The 21831-nt window shown below is 60.6% G+C and carries 22 protein-coding genes; 16 read left to right on the forward strand and 6 right to left on the reverse strand.

What is annotated here, in order from left to right:
• The first annotated feature begins 11 nt into the window (after positions 1-11).
• The 4 genes from ACQZ60_RS13165 to ACQZ60_RS13180 all read left to right on the forward strand — a co-directional run bounded on the left by ACQZ60_RS13165 (position 12) and on the right by ACQZ60_RS13180 (position 4649).
• Positions 12-1340 carry an FMN-binding glutamate synthase family protein gene (locus tag ACQZ60_RS13165; RefSeq protein ID WP_448735409.1) on the forward strand — a complete coding sequence of 443 codons (1329 nt, stop codon included), beginning with the start codon at positions 12-14 and terminating at the stop codon, positions 1338-1340.
• An 86-nt stretch (positions 1341-1426) separates the two neighbouring features.
• The gene (gene glnT, locus ACQZ60_RS13170; RefSeq protein WP_149743296.1) at positions 1427-2734 is read left to right on the forward strand and encodes a type III glutamate--ammonia ligase; all 1308 of its coding nucleotides are present in this window, start codon (positions 1427-1429) and stop codon (positions 2732-2734) included.
• A gap of 189 nt (positions 2735-2923) precedes the next feature.
• Positions 2924-3808 (forward strand): formyltetrahydrofolate deformylase, encoded by an 885-nt coding sequence (gene purU / locus ACQZ60_RS13175; protein ID WP_448735410.1) that lies wholly within the window; start codon positions 2924-2926, stop codon positions 3806-3808.
• A 142-nt stretch (positions 3809-3950) separates the two neighbouring features.
• On the forward strand, positions 3951-4649 hold the full coding sequence (locus ACQZ60_RS13180; RefSeq protein ID WP_448735411.1) for a GntR family transcriptional regulator: 699 nt from the start codon (positions 3951-3953) through the stop codon (positions 4647-4649).
• Positions 4650-4691: 42 nt separating this feature from the next.
• Here ACQZ60_RS13180 and ACQZ60_RS13185 read toward each other — a convergent pair whose 3' ends face one another.
• The 5 genes from ACQZ60_RS13185 to ACQZ60_RS13205 all read right to left on the reverse strand — a co-directional run bounded on the left by ACQZ60_RS13185 (position 4692) and on the right by ACQZ60_RS13205 (position 9449).
• A complete protein-coding gene (locus tag ACQZ60_RS13185; protein ID WP_448735412.1) occupies positions 4692-6200 on the reverse strand; it encodes an HAL/PAL/TAL family ammonia-lyase in 1509 nt (502 codons plus the stop codon).
• Positions 6193-7023: a quaternary amine ABC transporter ATP-binding protein gene (locus ACQZ60_RS13190; RefSeq protein WP_003519594.1), complete on the reverse strand. Its 831-nt coding sequence runs from the start codon at positions 7021-7023 to the stop codon at positions 6193-6195. The genes ACQZ60_RS13185 and ACQZ60_RS13190 overlap by 8 nt, the downstream gene beginning before the upstream one ends.
• Positions 7016-7873: an ABC transporter permease gene (locus ACQZ60_RS13195; RefSeq protein ID WP_003519593.1), complete on the reverse strand. Its 858-nt coding sequence runs from the start codon at positions 7871-7873 to the stop codon at positions 7016-7018. The genes ACQZ60_RS13190 and ACQZ60_RS13195 overlap by 8 nt, the downstream gene beginning before the upstream one ends.
• A gap of 95 nt (positions 7874-7968) precedes the next feature.
• Entirely contained in the window at positions 7969-9006 is a 1038-nt protein-coding gene (locus ACQZ60_RS13200; RefSeq protein ID WP_448735413.1) for an ABC transporter substrate-binding protein, read from the reverse strand.
• A gap of 101 nt (positions 9007-9107) precedes the next feature.
• Positions 9108-9449, reverse strand: coding sequence for a hypothetical protein (locus tag ACQZ60_RS13205; protein ID WP_448735414.1), 342 nt, complete (start codon positions 9447-9449; stop codon positions 9108-9110).
• Positions 9450-9579: 130 nt separating this feature from the next.
• Here ACQZ60_RS13205 and hutC point away from each other — a divergent pair, with 130 nt between their 5' ends.
• The 12 genes from hutC (at position 9580) to ACQZ60_RS13265 (ending at position 21169) form a co-directional block, all read left to right on the forward strand.
• The gene (gene hutC, locus ACQZ60_RS13210) at positions 9580-10320 is read left to right on the forward strand and encodes a histidine utilization repressor (RefSeq protein ID WP_003519590.1); all 741 of its coding nucleotides are present in this window, start codon (positions 9580-9582) and stop codon (positions 10318-10320) included.
• 277 nt (positions 10321-10597) lie between these two features.
• Entirely contained in the window at positions 10598-11200 is a 603-nt protein-coding gene (locus ACQZ60_RS13215; RefSeq protein WP_448735415.1) for an amino acid synthesis family protein, read from the forward strand.
• A gap of 11 nt (positions 11201-11211) precedes the next feature.
• Positions 11212-12057 (forward strand): alpha/beta fold hydrolase, encoded by an 846-nt coding sequence (locus ACQZ60_RS13220; protein ID WP_448735416.1) that lies wholly within the window; start codon positions 11212-11214, stop codon positions 12055-12057.
• The gene (locus tag ACQZ60_RS13225; RefSeq protein WP_448735417.1) at positions 12054-12992 is read left to right on the forward strand and encodes a flavin reductase family protein; all 939 of its coding nucleotides are present in this window, start codon (positions 12054-12056) and stop codon (positions 12990-12992) included. The genes ACQZ60_RS13220 and ACQZ60_RS13225 overlap by 4 nt, the downstream gene beginning before the upstream one ends.
• Positions 12989-14029: an LLM class flavin-dependent oxidoreductase gene (locus ACQZ60_RS13230; RefSeq protein ID WP_020813482.1), complete on the forward strand. Its 1041-nt coding sequence runs from the start codon at positions 12989-12991 to the stop codon at positions 14027-14029. The genes ACQZ60_RS13225 and ACQZ60_RS13230 overlap by 4 nt, the downstream gene beginning before the upstream one ends.
• 4 nt (positions 14030-14033) lie before the next feature.
• On the forward strand, positions 14034-15500 hold the full coding sequence (locus tag ACQZ60_RS13235) for an aldehyde dehydrogenase (RefSeq protein WP_448735418.1): 1467 nt from the start codon (positions 14034-14036) through the stop codon (positions 15498-15500).
• 4 nt (positions 15501-15504) lie between these two features.
• Positions 15505-15819 (forward strand): NIPSNAP family protein, encoded by a 315-nt coding sequence (locus ACQZ60_RS13240; protein ID WP_448735419.1) that lies wholly within the window; start codon positions 15505-15507, stop codon positions 15817-15819.
• Between the two features lie 57 nt (positions 15820-15876).
• Complete coding sequence (locus ACQZ60_RS13245) at positions 15877-16887, forward strand: ABC transporter substrate-binding protein (RefSeq protein ID WP_080819559.1); 1011 nt, start codon at positions 15877-15879, stop codon at positions 16885-16887.
• Positions 16888-16995: 108 nt separating this feature from the next.
• Positions 16996-17823: an ABC transporter permease gene (locus tag ACQZ60_RS13250; protein ID WP_425646577.1), complete on the forward strand. Its 828-nt coding sequence runs from the start codon at positions 16996-16998 to the stop codon at positions 17821-17823.
• Between the two features lies 1 nt (position 17824).
• A complete protein-coding gene (locus tag ACQZ60_RS13255; RefSeq protein WP_448735420.1) occupies positions 17825-18625 on the forward strand; it encodes an ABC transporter permease in 801 nt (266 codons plus the stop codon).
• Positions 18622-19704 (forward strand): ABC transporter ATP-binding protein, encoded by a 1083-nt coding sequence (locus ACQZ60_RS13260; protein ID WP_448735421.1) that lies wholly within the window; start codon positions 18622-18624, stop codon positions 19702-19704. Before ACQZ60_RS13255 ends, ACQZ60_RS13260 begins: the two co-directional genes overlap by 4 nt.
• A gap of 10 nt (positions 19705-19714) precedes the next feature.
• Positions 19715-21169, forward strand: coding sequence for an NAD-dependent succinate-semialdehyde dehydrogenase (locus ACQZ60_RS13265; protein ID WP_448735422.1), 1455 nt, complete (start codon positions 19715-19717; stop codon positions 21167-21169).
• A 23-nt stretch (positions 21170-21192) separates the two neighbouring features.
• Here ACQZ60_RS13265 and ACQZ60_RS13270 read toward each other — a convergent pair whose 3' ends face one another.
• Entirely contained in the window at positions 21193-21807 is a 615-nt protein-coding gene (locus ACQZ60_RS13270) for a TetR/AcrR family transcriptional regulator (protein WP_080819556.1), read from the reverse strand.
• Positions 21808-21831 lie beyond the last annotated feature (24 nt).

The raw sequence follows: 21831 nt of genomic DNA on the forward strand, positions 1-21831 counted from the left end.
GGGATATTCCGATGAGCTATCACAACCCCTTCACCCCGCCGCGCAAATCCGCAACTTTCGACGACCATACGCTGGCGGAAATCCGCCGCGCGGCCGCGACCGGCATCTATGACATTCGCGGTGCGGGCACCAAGCGCAAGGTGCCGCATTTCGACGATCTCCTGTTTCTCGGCGCGTCCATCTCGCGTTATCCGCTCGAGGGTTATCGCGAGAAATGCGATACGACCGTGACCCTCGGCACGCGCTTCGCCAAGAAGCCAATCACGCTGAAAACGCCGATCACCATTGCCGGCATGAGCTTCGGTGCTCTGTCAGGCAACGCCAAGGAAGCGCTCGGCCGTGGCGCAACCATCGCCGGCACCTCCACCACGACGGGCGATGGCGGCATGACGGATGAGGAGCGTGGCCACAGCCAGACGCTGGTTTATCAGTACCTGCCCTCGCGTTACGGCATGAACCCGAAGGATCTGCGCCGTGCGGACGCCATCGAGGTCGTCGTCGGCCAGGGCGCGAAGCCGGGCGGCGGCGGCATGTTGCTCGGCCAGAAGATTTCCGATCGCGTCGCCAATATGCGCAACCTGCCGAAGGGCATCGACCAGCGCTCCGCCTGCCGTCATCCCGATTGGACCGGCCCCGACGATCTCGAAATCAAGATCCTCGAACTGCGCGAAATTACCGACTGGGAAAAGCCGATCTATATCAAGGTTGGCGGCGCGCGGCCCTATTACGACACGGCGCTGGCGGTGAAGGCCGGTGCGGATGTGGTGGTGCTGGATGGCATGCAGGGCGGCACGGCGGCCACGCAGGATGTCTTCATCGAAAATGTCGGCATGCCCACGCTTGCCTGCATTCGCCCCGCCGTGCAGGCGCTTCAGGATCTCGGCATGCACCGCAAGGTGCAGCTGATCGTCTCCGGCGGCATCCGTTCGGGTGCGGATGTCGCCAAGGCGCTGGCGTTGGGTGCGGATGCGGTCGCCATCGGCACGGCGGCACTGGTGGCGCTCGGCGACAATGATCCGAAATGGGAAGACGAATATCAGAAACTCGGCACCACGGCCGGCGCTTACGATGACTGGCACGAGGGCAAAGACCCCGCCGGCATCACCACGCAGGATCCGGACCTTGCCGCACGCCTCGATCCCGTCGCCGCCGGTCGTCGGCTTGCCAATTATCTGAAGGTCATGACGCTCGAGGCGCAGACCATCGCACGTGCCTGCGGCAAGAACCATCTCCACAATCTGGAGCCGGAAGATCTGGTGGCGCTGACGATGGAGGCTGCCGCAATGGCGCAGGTTCCGCTGGCGGGAACGAACTGGTTCCCGGGCAAAGGCAGCTTTTAAGCCATAAAGAACGGACGGGCGCATTTGGGAGGATGTGCCCGTCTTTTTTCGATGAAGTGTCTGATATTCAAAAAAAGGGGAATGACGTGACACTGGACCTCTCCAAATTTGCTGCCGAAAAGGGCATCAAATATTTCATGATCAGTTATACCGATCTCTTCGGCGGCCAGCGCGCCAAGCTGGTTCCCGCAGAAGCGATTGCCGATATGCAGAAGGATGGCGCGGGTTTTGCGGGCTTCGCCACCTGGTTCGATCTGACGCCCGCCCATCCCGATCTTTTCGCCGTGCCCGACGCCTCTTCGGTCATTCAGCTTCCATGGAAAAAGGATGTCGCCTGGGTCGCCGCCGATTGCGTGATGGAAGACCAGCCGGTGGAGCAGGCGCCGCGCGTGGTGCTGAAAAAGCTCATCGCTGAGGCGGCTGGCGAAGGGCTCAGGGTCAAGACCGGCGTGGAGCCGGAATTTTTCCTGATTTCGCCGGATGGTGCGAAAATCTCCGACGAATACGACACGGCGGAAAAGCCCTGCTATGACCAGCAGGCGGTGATGCGCCGTTATGATGTCATTGCCGAGATTTGCGATTACATGCTGGAGCTGGGCTGGAAGCCCTACCAGAACGACCATGAGGATGCGAACGGCCAGTTCGAGATGAACTGGGAATATGACGACGCACTGCAGACCGCAGACAAACATTCCTTCTTCAAATTCATGGTCAAATCCGTCGCCGAAAAACACGGGCTGCGCGCCACCTTCATGCCGAAGCCTTTCAAGGGCCTGACCGGCAATGGCTGCCATGCCCATATTTCGGTCTGGGACCTCGACGGCAAGGTCAACGCCTTTGCTGACAGGGAAATGCCGTTCGGTCTGTCGGCCAAGGGCAAGACGTTTCTCGGCGGCATCATGAAACATGCGTCGGCGCTTGCGGCCGTCACCAATCCGACGGTCAATTCCTACAAACGCATCAACGCGCCGCGCACCATTTCCGGCGCGACCTGGGCGCCGAATACAGTGACCTGGACCGGCAATAACCGCACCCATATGGTGCGCGTGCCGGGGCCGGGACGGTTCGAACTGCGCCTGCCGGATGGAGCCGTGAACCCCTATCTGCTGCAGGCCATCATCATCGCCGCCGGCCTTTCCGGTGTCCGTTCCAAGGCCGATCCCGGTCCGCACTACGATATCGACATGTACCGCGAGGGCCACAAGGTCACGGATGCACCGAAGCTGCCGCTCAACCTTCTCGATGCGCTGCGAGAATATGAGAAGGATGCGGAATTGCAGCAGGCGCTCGGCACTGAATTCTCCAAGGCCTATCTGAAGCTCAAGCAGGGCGAGTGGAACAGCTATTGCTCGCAATTCACCGCCTGGGAGCATCAGACCACGCTCGACGTCTGAGCCCGGTTTTCCCCGCCGCCCTTGCGGCTTTTCCTCGCGCTGATCAAAAGCGCGGGGTTTTTCACTAAAGCGCGTCGCGTCCAATCTGGTTCATGCCGCGCGCTTTAGATCTTTGTTTTTAAGCATGTCTCCCAAAACCGCTGCACACTTTTGGGCGACATGCTTTATCGATGACAGAAAGAGTGCCAGATGACGAACTTCGTCCTGACCGTGACATGCAAATCCACCCGCGGCATTGTCGCCGCCCTTTCAGGCTTTCTCGCTGAGAAGGGATGCAACATCGTCGACAGTTCGCAATTCGACGATCTCGGCACCGGCCGTTTTTTCATACGCGTGGGTTTCATTTCCGAGGAGGGTGCGACGCGCGACGCGTTGATGGCCGGGTTGGCGCCGATCTCGCAAAAATTCGGCATGGAGGTGGCGCTGCACGATCAGGCAGAGCGGATGAAGGTTCTTTTGATGGTGTCGCGCTTCGGCCATTGCCTCAATGACCTGCTCTACCGCTGGCGCATCGGGGCGCTGCCGATCGACATTGTCGGTGTGGTTTCCAACCATTTCGATTATCAGAAGGTCGTCGTCAATCACGACATTCCGTTCCACCACATTCCGGTGACGAAAGAGAACAAGCCGCAGGCCGAAGCCCGGATCATGGAGATCGTGGAAAGTTCGGGTGCGGAACTCATCGTGCTGGCGCGTTACATGCAGGTGCTTTCCGACAGGATGTGCGAGGCGATGTCGGGCAGGATCATCAATATCCATCACTCCTTCCTGCCGTCCTTCAAGGGGGCCAACCCTTACAAGCAGGCCTATCAGCGCGGTGTGAAGCTGATCGGTGCGACGGCGCATTATGTGACCGCCGATCTGGATGAGGGACCGATCATCGAGCAGGATACCGTGCGTATCACCCATGCCCAGTCGGCCGAGGATTACGTGTCGCTCGGCCGCGACGTGGAGGCGCAGGTGCTGGCGCGTGCCATCCACGCCCATATTCATCGGCGTGTATTCCTGAACGGCAGCCGAACCGTGGTGTTTCCCCCCGGTCCCGGCTCTTACGCTTCGGAAAGAATGGGATGAGCATTCTGCGTGAGCCGTGCTGATGTTGCCTTAAGCAGAGCACGGCGCTAAATAAGCTGGTACGCCATAATACAAAAGCCATTTCCCGTTTTGTTCGTAACTGCGTTGCAACGAAACGGGAGGTGTCAAACGAGGTGATACCATGACAGATGCTTCGCACGGAACTGCCATTCGCGTTGAGCGCCCGACAAAGACGCTGAGGGAGCTCGCGCTCGACAAGGTCCGTGACGCCATCGTGAACGGTTATTTCCGCCCGGGCGACCGTCTGGTCGAGCGGGATCTCTGCGCCCAGCTCGGCGTTTCCCGCACCATCGTTCGTGAGGTTCTGCGGCATCTGGAATCCGAGGGGCTGGTGGCGAATTTGCCGAACAAGGGCCCGATGGTCGCGATGCTCGATCTCGATGAGGCGAAGCAGATTTATGAAATTCGCGGTGCGCTGGAAGGAATGGCGGCGCGCCTTTGTGCGGAGCGCCGCGATCCTGCCATCGTGGAAGCGCTTGAAGCGTCGCTCAGTCATATCCGCGAAAGCTATGTCGAAAGGGATATGCCGGCCGTTCTGGCGCATACCTCGTCCTTTTATCAGACGCTGTTCAGCAAGATCGACCGTCATGTCGCCTGGGGCGTCGTCAACCTGCTGACGGTGCGGATCAACCATCTTCGTTCGATGACGATCAAGACGAAAAGCCGCGATACCGAAGGTCCGGCGCAAATGGAAAAGATCGTCGAAGCCATCCGGCAGGGGGATGGAGACGCCGCTTACAAGGCGGCTCTGGACCATGTCGCGAGCGCAAGCGCGATTGCGGAAGCCGTTCTCATCGCGCAGAAGAGCGGCAAAGAGTAACCTCTCCCGCCTCGTGTGCGGCTAAAATTTCCGACGCAGTATCTAGCCTGCGTCGGCACCTGTCCCCGCAAGCGTGGTTTGCAGCACTTCCCGAACGGAAGCTACCAGCTCGTTGAGCGGCTGGTCGTCGCGGTAAAATGGCACCGCCGTCCGGACACGCCGGTAGAGCGTATCGGTGCCGGGCGCACGGCCGCCTTCGTCTGGCTGCATGTCGTAAGCCTGCGCGGCGCTCATGATCTCGATTGCGAGAATGGTTTCCAGATTGCCGATAATCGAAAGCGTCTTGTCGGCGGCGGCGGTGGCATGTGTCAGTATATCCTCCTGCAATGCGGAGGTGATGCCGCCATCGAGGCTGGCGGGGGCGGCGAGGCGGCGATTTTCCGCGGCAAGCGCTGCGGCCGTGTACTGGATGATCATGAAACCGGAACATACACCATCGCTTTCCGCCAGAAAGGCGGGCAGCCCGCTGACAAGCGGGTTGACGAGCCGGTCGATACGCCGCTCGGAAATCGCCGCAAGTTCGGCTGCGGCCGTCGCCAGCCCATCCATGGCAAGCCCAAGCGCCGCACCGACGGCATGGGCCTGGGAATGGACCTCCGGCGCCTGCGGCGTGCCGCCGACGACCGGGTTGTCCGTGACGCTTGCGAGTTCGCGGTCTACGACGTCTGCGATCTGCGCGACGCTGTCGCGAACGGCGCCATGCACCTGTGGCACGGCGCGCAGGCTTAGCGGATCCTGCGTACGCGATCCGGCCGACCGGGCAAGAAGCGGGCTTGCCGCCAGAAGCTGGCGCAGGTTCGCACCAACGGTCTGGATGCCGGGCGAGCTGCGCAGTGCCAGCGGCGCTGCGGCGAAGGGATCGGCCTGTGCACCAAGGTTTTCATAGCTCATCGCCGCTGCCGCATCGGCCCATTCAAGGAGCGAAGTCGTGCGTGCGAGTGCGAGGCTGGCGAGGCCGGTGGCGCAGGGTGTGCCGTTGACGAGGCTGAGCCCCTCCTTCGCCTGCAGAACCATGGGTTCGAGGCCGAGCTTTTCGAGCCCCTGCCTGCCGCTGATGAGTTCGCCGCCGTTGCGGGCCTGGCCTTCGCCAATCAGCACCAACCCTATGGCCGCGGCATGGGTGAGGTAACCCACCGAGCCCTTTGATGGAATAACGGGAAGAATATCGCCATTCAGCAGGGCGAGCAGCGCTTCGACCGTCTTGACCTGCACGCCGGAATAACCATGCGCGAAGTTGTTGATCTGGGCGGCCATTATGGCGCGCGTTTCTTCGCGCCCGAGCGGTTCTCCGACGCCGCAGGAATGGCTGAGCAGGATGTTGCGGGAGAGGGCCTGCTGCTGCGGGATGTCAACGATCACATCGCAGAGTGCGCCGACACCCGTATTGATGCCGTAACCGCGCACCCGTTTTTCGACGAGTGCATCGACGATGGCGCGGGCTTCGGCGATGCGCCGCCACGCCTTATCCGACAGGGAAAGCGTGGCGCCCTTTGCAATAGCGGCGATCTCCTGCCAGGTGAGGGGACGATCGATGGTGATCGTATCAGCCATGCTGGCCTTCCCCCGCACCCGTGCGGCGCTCCACGAAACGGGCGACATAGTCGTTTGCGGGGCTGTTGAGGATCTGGTCCGGCGTTCCCACCTGCACCAGTTTGCCGTCCTTCAGGATCGCGATCTGCGCGCCGATGCGGAGCGCCTCGTCGAGATCGTGGGTGATGAAAACGATGGTCTTGTGCAGGTTCTTTTCGAGCTGCAGCAACTGGTCCTGCATGTCGGCGCGGATCAGCGGGTCGAGCGCCGAAAAGGCCTCGTCCATCAGGATGACGTCAGTATCGGCGGCGAGCGCGCGGGCGAGGCCGACACGCTGCTTCATGCCACCGGAAAGCTGGTGCGGAAACTTGTCCTCATAACCAGAAAGGCCGACGGTCTCGATCCACTTCATGCCGATGGGCCGCGCATCGGCCTTGGTCAACCCGCGCACGCGCTGGCCATAAACGACGTTCTGCAACACGGTACGGTGCGGCATCAGGCCGAAATTCTGGAACACCATGCTGACGCGCCGGTTGCGGAAGTCGCGCAGGTCCTTCGGTTTCAGCGCGAGAACATTGTCGTCGCCGACGAGAATCTCGCCGCTTGTCGGTTCGATAAGGCGGTTGATGTGGCGCACGAGGGTCGACTTGCCGGAGCCGGAGAGGCCCATGATCACGAAAATGCGCCCGCCCGCTATATCGAGGCTGACATTGTCGAGACCGACGCTGCATCCCGTCTTTGCCAGGATGTCGCTCTTTTCCGCGCCCTGCTGCGCCATGGCGAGCGCGGCCTTCCAGTTGCCGCCGAAGATCTTGGACACGTTGCGGATATGGATATCAGTCATTGCCCATTTCCTTTCGGCTGGATCGGCCAAAACCCTGGGTGATACGATCGAGCACGATTGCGAGAATAACGATGCCGAGGCCCGCTTCGAGGCCCTTGCCGACATCGAGTGTCTGGATGCCATTCAGCACCTGCTCACCGAGGCCGCGCGCGCCGATCATCGAGGCGACGACGACCATGGAGAGCGCCATCATGATTGTCTGGTTAAGGCCGGCCATGATCGTGGGCGTGGCGAGCGGCAATTCGACGCCGAAGAGGATTTGTCGCGGGCTGCCGCCGAATGCGGTCGCCGCCTCCACCACTTCCCGGTCCACCTGCCGGATGCCGAGATCGGTCAGGCGGATCAGCGGCGGGACGGCATAAACGATGGTGGCCAGCACGGCCGGAACCTTGCCGAGGCCGAAAAGCATGATGGCGGGAATGAGATAGACGAAGCTCGGCATGGTCTGCATGACGTCGAGCACCGGCAGGGTGATGCGCCGCGCCCATTCGCTTTTGGCAAGCAGGATGCCCATGGGCACGCCGATGACGATGGAGATGAGGCTGGCAATCAGCATCAGCGCCAGCGTCTGCATTGTCAGGTCCCAGAGACCGAGCGCGCCGACGATGAAAAGCATCACCGCCACCATGATGACGAGCGAAATCTTCTTCGCCGCGAACCAGGCGAGCACCAGGAAGACCAGAAAAATGACCCACCACGGCAGACCGCGCAGCACCCATTCCACGAAGAGGATCGCCTGCAGGATCGTCTGCGATATCGCCTTGAAAACGGAGCCGTAATTCACCACCAGCGAACGCACGATCTCATTGATCGGGCCTCGGATGGAAATATGGAAAACTTCAGGAAACATTGGTGTCGTCCTCGCGCCTGCCGACCCCATGTCCGGTAGCCGGCCCCTGTCCTGACGGGAAAATGCGCGCCGGAAGCCCGGCGCGCCTGCGATGTTTACTTGACGGCGGCTTCGATACGCGCCTTGGCGTCCGCAGAAACCCAGCTGCCCCAGATATCGGCCTTGGTCTGAAGGAAGGTTTTGGCGGCGGCTGTCGCATCGACCTGCTTGTCGGTCATGTAGGCGAGGCTGGAGTTGATCTCGCTCAGCGGGAATGTCGCCTTTTCAAGGATCGCGATGATGTCCGGCGCTTCCTTCGCAAAGGTGCTGTTCACGCCATAGGCCACCTCGACGGAGGGGAAGGCGCAACCGGCGTCGCGCTTTCCATCGGCGCTCGTCAGTTCCTTCCAGCAGGCGTCGCTATAGGCCGGCTCCTGCAACTGGATGAGCTTATATTTGCCCATGATTGCCGTCGGGCTCCAGTAATAGAACAGCATCGGCTCGCCCTGGAGATAGGCGGCGGCAATTGCGGCGTCGAGAGCGGTGCCGGTGCCGGGGCGGAAGTTCACATAATTTGCTTCCAGCTTGTAGGCCTGAAGCTTGGCGGTGTTGACGCCTTCGCAGGTCCAGCCCGAGGGGCAATTGAGGAAGCGGCCTTTGGTCGGCTCTTCCGGATCCTTGAACAGTTCGACGATCTTCGGGTCGGAAAGCTGGTCGACGCTCTTCAGGTCCGGAGCCTTGGCTTCGATGCCTTTTGCCGGGTCGCCCTTGACCAGATATTCTGGCACGAACCAGCCTTCGGCGGCGCCAACGAAGGTCTTGCCGACCGATGTTACCTGCCCGGCTTCCGCAGCCTTGTTCCAGACGTCGGAGCGGCCGATCCATTCTTCAGCGAAGATCTGCACATCGTTATTGGCGGTCGCCTGTTCCAGCGTCACGGAGTTGCCGGGAATGGAATCGACCTTGCAATCATAGCCCTTGGAGAGGATTTCCTTCATGACTTCGGTGATGAAAGCGCCGCTTTCCCAGTCGATGCCGGCGAAGGTGATGGTCTTTCCAGCGGCGCAATAGCCTTCCGCTCTCGCGGACCCGGCATAGGCTCCCATGATGAGCGCGGTGGTGGCCAGCGCGATTTTCAGCTTTGAATTCAGCATTGCATTCCCCTTTTGGTTTGATGATTGGCAAGTTGCTGGCATGCGTTTTGTGGTTTCAGCCGGGCGTGCCCTGGGCAGATGTCTATCCCTGAGCCCGGCGGTCATTGGTGCATTTCATGTCCCGTCGAAATCGGCGGCCGGGCGCTCGTCGAATCAATATGGAATTCGATGTTCACCCTGGAGCGGCGTGCCGGAAGTTCACTATACAACTTTGAGAAATTCATATGCTTCACGCGCATTGGCCACGCCGGGTCGAAGGAGCATGGGGTTGGCGGGTTCTGGCAAGGGCGGTCTTTCAGCGCATATTGCCCGGCCGAGCCATCAAACATGGCTTCGGCATCGGTATGGCAGCTCCTGCCGTTGCGCTGGGCGGGCATTCGAATATCGCCCCGACTATCGGCGGGAGACTTGCGGCCGCTGGAGATCGAGTCTTCGCTTGCCATTATTTTCCCCTCAAGTTGTATATGTAACTTCACACATTTGCGAAAGACAAGCAAGGTGGGATGTGATAATTTTGTGCTTGTGCGGATTCTGGCTGCGTTTTGTGCAGTCGCCCGATTTTTAGGAGTTTCAATGCTGCCCGTCACCGAAAACGAGTTTCCTGTCTCGGGCGATCGCTCCTCCCTGCCGCTGTATGAGCGGGTGAAAGAACAGATCAAGGAAAAGATCGCCAGCGGCGAGTGGTTGACCAACCACAGGATACCCTCCGAAAACGAGATCGTCGACATGCTGGGTGTCAGTCGGATGACGGCAAACCGCGCCCTGCGGGAGCTGGCAACCGAGGGGGTGATCGTTCGTGTGCAGGGGCGCGGCTCTTTTGTCGCCCCGAAAAAGCGAAGCGCCGGCATGATGGGCGTGCGCAATATCGCCGACGAGATCAAGGAGCGCGGTTCGACGCATCGGCCGAGCCTGATCCTCGCCCAGACGGAAGTTTGCGGTCCCGATCTTGCGACGGCGCTGGAGATCGCCGTGGGAGCGAAGGTTTTTCACTCCATCATCGTGCACCACGAAGACGATGTGCCGATCCAGCTCGAAGATCGCTTTGTCAATGCGGAGATCGCTCCGGATTATCTGATGCAGGATTTCAATACGCTTACCCCGAATGCCTATCTGACGGCGGCCGCACCCATTTCCCGGACCGAGCAATTCATAGAGGCGGCATCGCCCCAGCCCTGGGAATGCAAATTGATGGCCATCAGCCGAAACGAGCCCTGCCTTCTCGTGCGCCGCAGAACCTGGTCGTCGAGCCGTGCTGTCACGTCCGTGCGGCTGCTCTATCCGGGTTCCCGATATCGGCTTGAAAGTCAGGAATAGAGGCCGCCGGCCTCGGCTGCCCTGATCTTCCGGAACATGATCGCCGTATAAGGCGGCCACTTGCGTATCCAGCCCGGCTGATGATGCCCCGGTCAAATCTGCCCCATTTTCCCGCCTCCAATCGTTGCTTGCCAAGTGCAATCGGTTGCCCATAGCGCTCGACTTATCGGCGACGACAATCCTCAAAATTCAACTGCTCGCCCTTGCGGGATTACGGTACTTGACAGTCTTATATTATGGCATACCATAAGCCATCATATTTACGGAGAGAGCGCTGATGTCCATCCAGATCCGCAAGACCCTGCTGCAGGTCGAAACGACGTTGATTGAGGGGGGCAAGGCTGCCGCAGCGCCGTTGAAGCTGTTCGCCGCCATTGCGGTTGTTAAAAATCCGTGGGCGGGTAAAGGTTTCGTGGCCGATCTGAAGCCGGAAATTCACGCAGGCGCGCCGGTGCTTGGCGAGTTGCTGACGAAGATGATCCTTGACGCTGTCGGTTCCGGCGAGGCGGTGGAGGCCTATGGCAAGGCGGCCGTCGTGGGGCTGGATGGTGAGATCGAACATGCTTCCGCGCTCATCCATACGCTGCGCTTCGGCAATCACTATCGTCAGGCGGTCGGCGCCAAATCCTATCTCGCCTTCTGCAACACGCGCGGCCCCGGCAATGCGCCGATCATGATCCCCCTGATGGACAAGAATGATGAAGGCCGTCGTTCGCATTATCTGACGATCCAGACGGCCATTCCCGATGCTCCGGCGGCCGACGAGATCGTGATCGCGCTCGGTGCTTCCGTTGGCGGCCGGCCGCATCACCGCATCGGCGACCGTTATCAGGATCTGAAGGATCTCGGTCAGGATGTCGCCAATCCGGCCGGCGTTTGAGGCGCACACCAATGCAAAGGGTCGCCGACACGTCACGGGTCAATGGTGCAAAGGCAGGCGCCGCCACGCTCCCCCGGAAAACGACCGGAGGCGGGGCCGCCTATTTCGAAGCCGGCGCGGGCGAGAATCTGATCCTCATCCACGGTGTTGGAATGCGGCTCGAAGCCTGGACGCCGCAGATCGAGGTGTTTTCGAGGACGCACCGCGTCATCGCAGTCGACATGCCCGGCCACGGCGGCAGCGAACGTCTTGCGGCCGGCAGCACTCTTGAGGATTTCGTCGGCTGGTTCGGCCGGTTTCTCGACGACATGCGGATAGAGAGCGCCAATGTCGCCGGGCATTCCATGGGGGCGCTGATTTCCGGCGGGGCAGCCGCGACGCTTGCAGATCGCATAGCGCGTGTCGGGTATCTGAACGGTGTTTATCGCCGCGACCCCGTTGCGAAGGCGGCGGTGCTTGCGCGTGCGGCGGCGATCCGCACCACGGGCGTGGACAAGGAAGGCCCCTTGCTGCGCTGGTTCGGCGATGATCTGAAAAGCCGGCACGCGCGGGAATTGACGAGAGGCTGGCTGGAAATGGTCGATCCGGAAGGTTACGCGGTCGCCTATACCGCCTTTGCGGGCGGGGACGAGACCTATGCCGACCGCTGGCCTTCGGTTGCCTGCCCGGCGCTTTTTCTGACCGGTTCGGACGATCCGAACTCCACGCCCCTGATGGCGGAACAGATGGCGGCGATCACGCCGCGCGGTTATGCCCGCATCGTCGAGGCGCACCGGCATATGGTCAATCTGACCGCACCTGAAACCGTCAATGCACTGATGGCCGAATGGCTGGCTTTAGAGGAGGAGCCGCAATGACCGTTGCAACCCTTGACCCGCGCGCCCTGCGCGACGCATTCGGCGCCTTCGTGACGGGGGTGACGATCGTTACCACCCGCGACGAAGCCGGAAAGCCGGTGGGTTTCACCGCAAATTCCTTCACCTCGGTCTCGCTCGATCCGCCGCTGCTGCTGATCTGCCTTGCCCGCACCTCGCGCAATTTCGCGACGATGACGGGTGCGAAAAATTTCGCCGTCAATATTCTGTCGGAAGGCCAGAAGGACCTGTCCAATACGTTCGCCCGGCCGGTGGAAGATCGTTTTGCCGCCGCCATCTGGTCGGATGCGCCGGCAGGCTCACCGGTCTTTGCCGATGTTGCGGCCTGGTTCGAATGTTCGATGCAGGAGGTTATCGAGGCCGGAGACCACGTCATTCTGCTCGGTCGTATCGACGCTTTCGAGAATAGCGGTCTGAACGGTCTCGGTTATGCGCGCGGCGGTTACTTCACGCCGATGCTGGCCGCCAGGGCGCTTTCGGCTGCGGCAGAGGGTGAAATCGCTGTCGGCGCGGTTCTTGAGCGTCGTGGCGAGATTTACCTCGTTGGTGAGGATGTGCTGTCGCTGCCCGGCTGCGTCGTGGCGGGCGGCGATCCGGTCGCGGCGCTGACGGCGCGGCTGGAAGAGCTGACCGGACTGCCGGTCAGGACCGGCTTTCTTTACTCGGTTTATGAAAACAAGGCGGGTGGGCGTCAGCACATCGTCTACCACGCGCTTGCGGATGGGGACGACGCGCCGCGCCAGGGCCGTTTTCTGTTGCCCGGCGCGCTTGCTTCGGCAAAGTTCGACTCCGGCGCGACGGCGGACATTGTCAACCGGTTCGCGCTGGAAAGTTCAATCGGCAATTTCGGTGTCTATGTCGGTAACGAGACTGCCGGCAGGGTCCATCCCATCTCGATGAAGGCGGCAAATCCATGAAATTCTCCCTCTTCGTCCATATGGAACGACTGGACGCCTCGCAGGATCACAAGACGCTCTACGAAGAATTCGTGACGCTTTGCGAAATCGCCGATCGCGGCGGCATGCATGCCATCTGGACCGGTGAACATCACGGCATGGATTTCACCATTGCCCCGAACCCCTTCGTGACGATCGCCGATCTGGCGCGGCGCACCAGGACGGCGCGTCTTGGCACTGGTACGGTAATCGCGCCCTTCTGGCATCCGATCAAGCTTGCCGGCGAAGCCGCGATGACGGACCTGATCTGCGACGGCCGTCTCGATATCGGCATCGCGCGCGGTGCTTACTCGTTTGAATATGAGCGGCTGCTTCCGGGTCTCGATGCCTGGGGCGCCGGCCAGCGCATGCGCGAGTTGATCCCGGCCGTCAAAGGTGTGTGGGCGGGCGACTATGCCCATGACGGCGAGTTCTACAAATTTCCGGCCACCACCTCCGCTCCCAAGCCATTGCAGCAGCCCTTCCCGCCGATCTGGGTGGCGGCGCGCGATCCGAATTCGCATGAATTCGCCGTCGCCAATGATTGCAACGTGCAGGTGACGCCACTCTGGCAGGGCGATGACGAGGTGGAAACCCTGATGGGCCGCTTCAACGATGCCTGCGCCAAGAACCCGGAAAAACAGCGGCCGAAAATCATGTTGCTCCGCCACACCTATGTCGGTTCCGATGAAGCCGATATCGCTCAGGCGGCGCATGAGATGAGCGTCTATTACAATTACTTCTTCGCCTGGTTCAAAAACGAAAAGCCGATCCATCAGGGGCTGATCGAGCGTATTGCGCCCGAAGACATCGCCGCCAACGCGATGCTTTCCACCGATGTCATGCGAAAGAACAATGTCGTCGGCAATGCCGATGAGGTGATTAGCCGGCTTAAAGCTTACGAGGCCATGGGCTATGACGAATATTCCTTCTGGATCGATACGGGCATGAGCTTCGAGCGTAAGAAGGCCTCGCTGGAGCGCTTCCTTTCCGATGTCATGCCGGCTTTCGGGGAGTAACGCGATGCGCAGTTTCCAGTGCTATATCGACGGACGTTTCGAAGATGGCGAGGCGCGTTTCACAAGTCTCGATCCCGCAAGCGGCACTGCATGGGCCGAAATGCCGGAAAGCCGCGAGGCGGATGTCGGCCGTGCGGTCGAAGCCGCGCATCGGGCGCTTTACGAAGATGCAGGCTGGTCGAAACTGACGGCGACACAGCGTGGCAAGCTGCTCTACCGGCTCGCCGATCTGGTCACTGAGAATGCGAAGACGCTTGCCGAACTCGAAACCCGCGATACCGGCAAGATCATTCGGGAAACCTCCGCGCAGATTGCCTATGTCGCGGATTATTATCGTTATTATGCGGGTCTGGCCGACAAGATTGAGGGCGCCTATCTGCCGATCGACAAGCCGGATATGGATGTCTGGCTGCGGCGCGAACCCGTGGGCGTCGTGGCGGCCATCGTGCCGTGGAACAGCCAGCTGTTTCTCGCCGCCGTCAAGATCGGTCCCGCACTCGCGGCCGGCTGCACCATCGTCGTCAAGGCCTCGGAAGATGGGCCGGCACCCCTTCTGGAATTCGCCCGGCTGGTGCATGAGGCCGGTTTTCCCGTCGGCGTCGTCAATATCGTCTCCGGCTTCGGCGCATCCTGCGGCACGGCGCTCACCACCCATCCGAAGGTGGCTCATATCGCCTTTACCGGCGGTCCGGAAACGGCGCGTCACATCGTGCGTAATTCGGCTGAAAACCTTGCTTCCACCTCGCTGGAGCTCGGCGGCAAATCGCCGATCCTCGTTTTTGCCGATGCCGATCTCGAGAGCGCTGCCAATGCGCAGGTGGCGGGCATTTTCGCCGCGACCGGCCAGAGCTGCGTCGCCGGCTCGCGGCTGATCATCGAAAGAAGCGTCAAGGATCGGTTCCTCGAGATTCTGAAGGCGAAGGCTGAGGCGATCCGCATCGGCTCGCCGCTGGATATGGCGACGGAAGTAGGCCCGCTGGCGACGGAGCGCCAGAGGAAGCATATCGTTTCTCTGGTTTCCGCCTCCGTGGACGCGGGCGCCAAGGTTGTCACAGGCGGTGCGCCTGTAGACGGCGACGGTTATTTCTATCGGCCAACCATTCTCGATTGCGACGGCATTCGTTCGCCATCGATGGAGAAAGAGTTCTTCGGCCCCGTCCTCTCGGTCGTTTCCTTTGAAACCGAAGCGGAAGCCATCGCGCTGGCCAATGACACGGTCTATGGCCTCGCCTCCGGTGTCTTCACGCAGAACCTGACGCGCGCCCATCGCTTGATGAAGGCGATCCGTGCCGGCGTCGTCTGGGTGAATACCTATCGTGCGGTCTCGCCGATTGCGCCTTTCGGTGGCTTCGGCCTGTCGGGCGACGGACGCGAGGGCGGGCTTGCGGCGGCGCTCGATTACACGCGCACCAAGACCATATGGTTGCGCACCTCCGATGACCCGATCCCCGATCCCTTCGTGATGCGGTGAGCCCATGTTTTACGAAATCCGCACCTACCGTCTGAAGAACGGCACCATTCCCGCCTACCTCAAGGTGGTCGAGGAAGAGGGCATCGAAATCCAGAAGAGCCATCTCGGCGAGCTGGTGGGTTACTTCTTTTCCGAGATCGGCCCGATCAATGAGATCGTCCATATCTGGGCTTTTTCGAGCCTGGATGACCGCGAGGAAAGGCGCGCACGGCTGATGGCCGATCCGCGCTGGTTGTCCTTCCTTCCGAAAATCCGCGACCTCATCGAAGTCGCCGAAAACAAGATCATGAAACCGGCAAGGTTTTCACCGCTCGGGTGAAATGCGCCGGTCGCGACGTGCATACCAACAAGAAGCTCTAAAACGGAGTAAGGGAACATGAAATTGAAACTGGTATTGACGACATGCGCCGCTCTTTTTGCCCTTGGTGCATCTGCTGAGGCGAATGATCTGGTTTTCTCCAGCTGGGGAGGAACCACGCAGGACGCCCAGAAGGCGGCCTGGGCTGAAAAATTCATGGTATCGACCGGCATTAACGTGGTGCAGGACGGCCCGACGGACTACGGCAAATTGAAAGCCATGGTCGAGGCGAACGGCGTGACCTGGGATGTGGTCGATGTCGAGGGCGATTATGCCGCGCAGGCCGGCCCGAAAGGCCTGTTGGAGAAGCTCGATTTTGCCGTCATCGACAAGACCAAGCTCGATCCGCGCTTCGTGACGGACTACTCCGTCGGCAGCTTTTATTATTCCTTCGTCATCGGCTGCAATGTCGATGCCGTGGCCGCCTGCCCGAAGAGTTGGGCGGATCTGTTCGACACCGCGAAATTTCCGGGAAAACGCACCTTCTACAAATGGTCGGCACCGGGCGTGATCGAAGCCGCTCTTCTGGCCGATGGCGTGGCCGCCGACAAGCTTTATCCGCTCGATCTCGACCGCGCTTTCAAGAAGCTCGATACGATCAAATCCGATATCATCTGGTGGTCCGGCGGTGCGCAGTCGCAGCAGTTGATTGCATCTGCGGAAGCGCCTTTCGGCAGCGTCTGGAACGGCCGCATGACGGCGCTTGAAAAAAGCGGCGTGAAGGTGGAAACCTCCTGGCAGCAGAACATCACCGCGGCGGATTCCCTCGTCGTTCCCAAGGGAACGAAGAACAAGGATGCGGCGATGAAGTTCATTGCGCTCGCCACCTCTGCGCAGGCGCAGGCGGATATGGCGACCGCGACGGGTTATGCGCCGGTCAATATCGAATCCGCCAAGCTGATGGATCCGGAAACCGCCAAGACCCTGCCGGATCAGCAGACGGCAAGCCAGGTAAACGCCGATATGAACTACTGGGCGCAGCATCGCGACGAGATCGGCGAGCGCTGGTACGCCTGGCAGGCGAAGTAAGATAACGGCGCGGGCCGCGACAGGCGCCCGCGCGATTTTCCACGTCCGGGAGGTTTGGGCATGGTCTCGCTTACCGATGAAACAGTCAGCCCGAAAGCGAAGGTGCGGATGCCTTTCCGGCCCGGCAACTTTACGGCTACCCTGCCGGCGCTTGTCCTGCTTGTCCTGTTCTTCGTCGTTCCGGTTCTGATCCTGCTGTCGCGCAGCGTCACCGAACCCGTTTTCGGATTGGGCAACTATGCCGCCCTGCTCGGAAGCTCCACCTATCTGAAGATCTTCTTCAATACCTTCGCGGTGTCGGCGCTGGTCACGGTCGTGTCGCTGGCGATCGGCTTTCCCGTCGCCTGGGCGCTCGCCATCATGCCGGCGCGGCTCGCTTCCATCGTCTTTGCCATATTGCTCCTGTCGATGTGGACCAATCTTCTGGCGCGCACCTATGCGTGGATGGTGCTGTTGCAGCGCACGGGCGTGGTGAACAAGACGCTGATGGGGCTGGGTATCATCGATCAGCCTCTGGCGCTGGTCAATAATCTTACCGGGGTAACGATAGGCATGACCTATATCATGCTGCCCTTCATCATCATTCCGCTCTATGGCGTCATCCGCAAGATCGATCCGGCCATTCTTCAGGCGGCGGCCTTGTGCGGGGCGACACGCTTTCAGGCGCTGACACGCATCCTCATTCCGCTGGCAGCACCCGGTATGATTTCCGGCGCGCTGATGGTCTTCGTCATGTCGCTCGGTTATTTCGTCACCCCGGCGCTCCTCGGCGGTACGGCGAACATGATGCTGGCCGAACTCATTGCGCAATTCGTCCAGTCGCTGGTCAACTGGGGCATGGGTGGGGCGGCCGCACTGGTGCTGCTGGTGGTGACGCTGACGCTTTACGCCATCCAGCTCAAATTTTTCGGCGCGGCCGGGGCAGGGGGGCGCTGACATGCTTTTGAACTATAACAGCCTCGGCCTCTGGAAATGGCTACTCCTCCTGATCACGCTGCTGACGACGGCATTTCTCATCCTGCCCATCGTTTTCATCGCAGCGCTGTCCTTCGGCTCGTCGCAATGGCTGATCTTTCCGCCGCCCGGCTGGACATTGAAATGGTATGCGGATTTCTTCGCCGATCCGCGATGGCTGGAGGCCGCCTGGACCAGCCTGCGCATCGCCCTCATGGTCACGGTGCTGTCCGTGCTGATCGGCCTTGTCGCCTCCTTCGGGCTGGTGCGCGGCCGTTTCATCGGGCGTAACACGCTTCGCGCGCTGTTCATGACGCCGATGATCCTGCCTGTCGTGGTGCTGGCGGTGGCGCTTTACGCCTTTTTCCTGAAACTTGGCCTTGCCGGCACCACTGCCGGTTTCGTTATCGCCCATCTCGTCGTGGCGATGCCTTTTTCCATTCTGGCGTTGACCGGCGCGCTCGAGGGTTTCGACAAATCGATTGAGGATGCGGCGGTGCTGTGCGGCGCAAGCCCGTTGCAGGCGAAAATCCGCATCACGCTTCCCGCCATCAGCCACGGCCTGTTCTCGGCGGCGATCTTCTCTTTCCTTACCTCGTGGGATGAGGTGGTGCTGGCGATCTTCATGGCAAGCCCGACATTGCAGACGCTGCCGGTGAAAATCTGGGCAACACTGCGTCAGGATCTGACGCCGGTGATTGCGGCCGCCTCCACGCTTCTCATCGCGGTGACCATCATTCTCATGCTGCTTGTCGCGGCTGTGCGAAAAGGACTGAAAACATGACCAAACCGCTCCTGCAGATTCGCGGCATCCGCAAGCAATACGGACCGGTCGTCGCCGTTCAGGACGTCAATCTCGACGTGCAGCCGGGTGAGTTCATGACATTTCTCGGACCGTCCGGTTCGGGCAAGAGCACGACGCTTTATATCCTTGCCGGTTTCGAGCAGCCGACATCGGGCGATATTCTGCTGAACGGCGAAAGCCTGCTGTCGACGCCGTCGCACAAGCGCAATATCGGCATGGTCTTCCAGCGTTACACCCTGTTTCCGCATCTGTCGGTTGGCGAGAACATCGCCTTTCCGCTGAAGGTCCGCCGCAAGAGCAAGGCGGAAATCGATGCGAAGGTGAAGGAAATGTTGCGGCTTGTCCGTCTCGAAGGTTTCGAGGACAGAAAGCCGGCGCAGATGTCGGGCGGCCAGCAGCAACGCGTGGCGCTGGCGAGGGCGCTTGCCTACGACCCGCCGGTGCTCTTGATGGATGAGCCGCTGTCGGCGCTCGACAAGAAGCTGCGCGAAGAAATCCAGTTCGAAATCCGCCGTATTCACCAGCAGACGGAAGTGACGATCCTCTATGTCACCCACGACCAGGAAGAGGCCTTGCGTCTTTCCGACCGCATCGCCGTGTTTTCCAAGGGGGTTATCGACCAGATCGGCACGGGACCGGAGCTTTACGCTCACCCGGCGACCCGTTTCGTGGCTGAATTCATCGGCGACAGCGATTTCATCGCCTGCGATCTCCTCGCCGCCTCGGGCGGCAAGGCGACGGTGTCGCTCGGCCGGGATATCGTTTTTGATCATATTCCGATGCATGGCGAAGCCACGCCGGGAAAGAAGGCGGCGCTGATGCTGCGCCCGGAGCGGCTGCAGCTGAGCCGCAACCGGCCGGTCGCCGCCGCCGGTTTCCAGGCCACGGTCAGCGACATCACTTTCCTCGGCAACAATGTCCATGTGGTGGCCAATACAGGCTCGGGTGAGCCGCTTGCGGTGCGCCTGCCTTTCGGCCATGAGGCGATTTCCGGCCTCAGCCGTGGCGACCTCGTGCATCTCGCCTTCGATCCGGCCTCGGCGCAGGTCTTCTGTTGAGGGATGGGCCATGCATCTGAATGATCCCACACTCTTCGGCGAGAAAGTGCCGGTGGCGGGCCGCTGGGTCGGTTGCGATGGCCGTGAAACGGCGGCGATCCGCAATCCCGCGACCGGTGAGATCGTCGGGCGGGTTCCAGAACTCGGTGCGAAGGAAACGAGAGAAGCAATCGCTTCCGCCGTGATCGCCCAGAAGGAATGGGCCCGCCGCACCGCCGGCGAGCGCGCGAATATCCTGAAGGAATGGTTCCGGCTCGTCATGGAAAACCGTGACGATCTCGGCATGATACTGACGCTGGAACAGGGAAAGCCGCTCGCGGAAGCCAAAGGTGAGATCGCCTATGGTGCGAGCTTCATCGAATGGTTTGCAGAAGAGGCGCGGCGGATCAATGGCGAGACAGTGCCCGGCCACCAGCCGGATAAACGCATTCTGGTTCTTCGCCAGCCCGTGGGCGTGGTTGCAGCCATCACGCCATGGAATTTCCCCAATGCCATGATCACTCGCAAAGCCGGCCCGGCCTTGGCCGCCGGCTGTGCGGTGGTGCTGAAACCGGCGCCGCAAACGCCGTTTTCTGCCATCGCCCTTGCCATCCTTGCAGAGCGCGCCGGCCTGCCGCTTGCGCTTTTCAGCATTTTGACGGGGCCAGCGGCCGAGATAGGCGCAGAAATGACGGCAAGCCCGGATGTCCGCCTTCTGACCTTTACCGGATCGACGCGCACGGGAGAACATCTTTACCGGCAATGTGCGCCGACGATCAAGAAACTGGGGCTGGAACTCGGCGGCAATGCGCCCTTCATCGTCTTCGATGACGCCGATCTCGATGTCGCTGTCGAGGGCGCGATCCTCGCCAAATTCCGCAACAATGGTCAGACCTGCGTTTGCGCCAACCGTCTTTATGTGCAGAGCGGCGTCTATGACGCTTTCGCTGAAAAATTCGCAGGGGCCGTCGCGCAATTGAAGGTCGGTAACGGGTTGGAGGCGGCAAGCATTCTCGGGCCTCTCATCGACGCAAACGCCGTTGCTAAAGTGGAGGCGCATATTGCTGATGCGCTTTCGAAAGGCGCCGAGATCGCCACCGGCGGCAAGAGGCATGTACTGGGCGGCAATTTCTTCGAGCCGACGATCCTGCGCAATGTCGATGCCGGCATGCAGGTGGCGCGTGAGGAAACCTTCGGACCGCTTGCGCCGCTCTTCCGCTTCGAGGATGAGGCGGATGTGATCGTGCAGGCGAACAATACCGATTTTGGCCTCGCCTCCTATTTTTATGCGCGCGATCTCTCACGGGTCTTCCGGGTTGCCGAAGCGCTCGAATATGGCATGGTCGGCGTCAATACGGGGGCTATTTCCACTGCCGAGGCGCCTTTCGGTGGTGTCAAGATGTCGGGTCTCGGCCGGGAAGGGTCACGCCACGGCATCGAGGAATATACCGAGCTCAAATATGTCTGCATCGGCGGCGTCGGCTGAGACCGGGCCGCGAAGAATGATGCCTATGCCAGCAGCCCACGCATGATCAGCTCGAGATGAATTTTCAGGACAGCCTGTCTGTCCAGAATGCGTCGGTCGTTGAAAATCAGCCGAAACACCAATGTTCCGACCATGGGTGACATCACCACTTTGGCGAGTTCGGGAGGGTTGGCCCTGAACCTTTTTTTCGCGACGCCTTCCTCGAGGACCGTATCGATGCGCGCAAAGACCGGTGCCATCAACGTGTCGTGATGCTGATCGATGAGATCGGGAAATTTTGCGCCTTCCGCAAGGATCAAGCGGAACAGTTCCCGCATCTTCTTGTTGTCGACGAGTGCATCGAACAGGAATTCCAGCAGCAGGCGAAGCTCCTCGACGGGGTCGTCGGATGTATGCGTATAGGCCTTGAACGCCTCCTGGAATGGCAGGGAGGCGTGCTTGACCATCGCTTCGAAGAGCGCTTCCTTGGTTTCGAAATAGACGTAGACCGTTCCTTTCGTCACCCCCACCCTTTCCGCGATGTCTTCCACCCGCGTCGCGGTAAATCCCCTTTTGGTGAATTCCTCGAATGCGGCATCGAGAATTTGCAACGGACGTTGTATCTTCTGTTCAGCACGTGTCAGTTTTGCTTTCGCCATGGCCCCGGATCCTTCTTTATTTTC

It is taken from the genome of Agrobacterium sp. 22-223-1 (assembly GCF_053522385.1).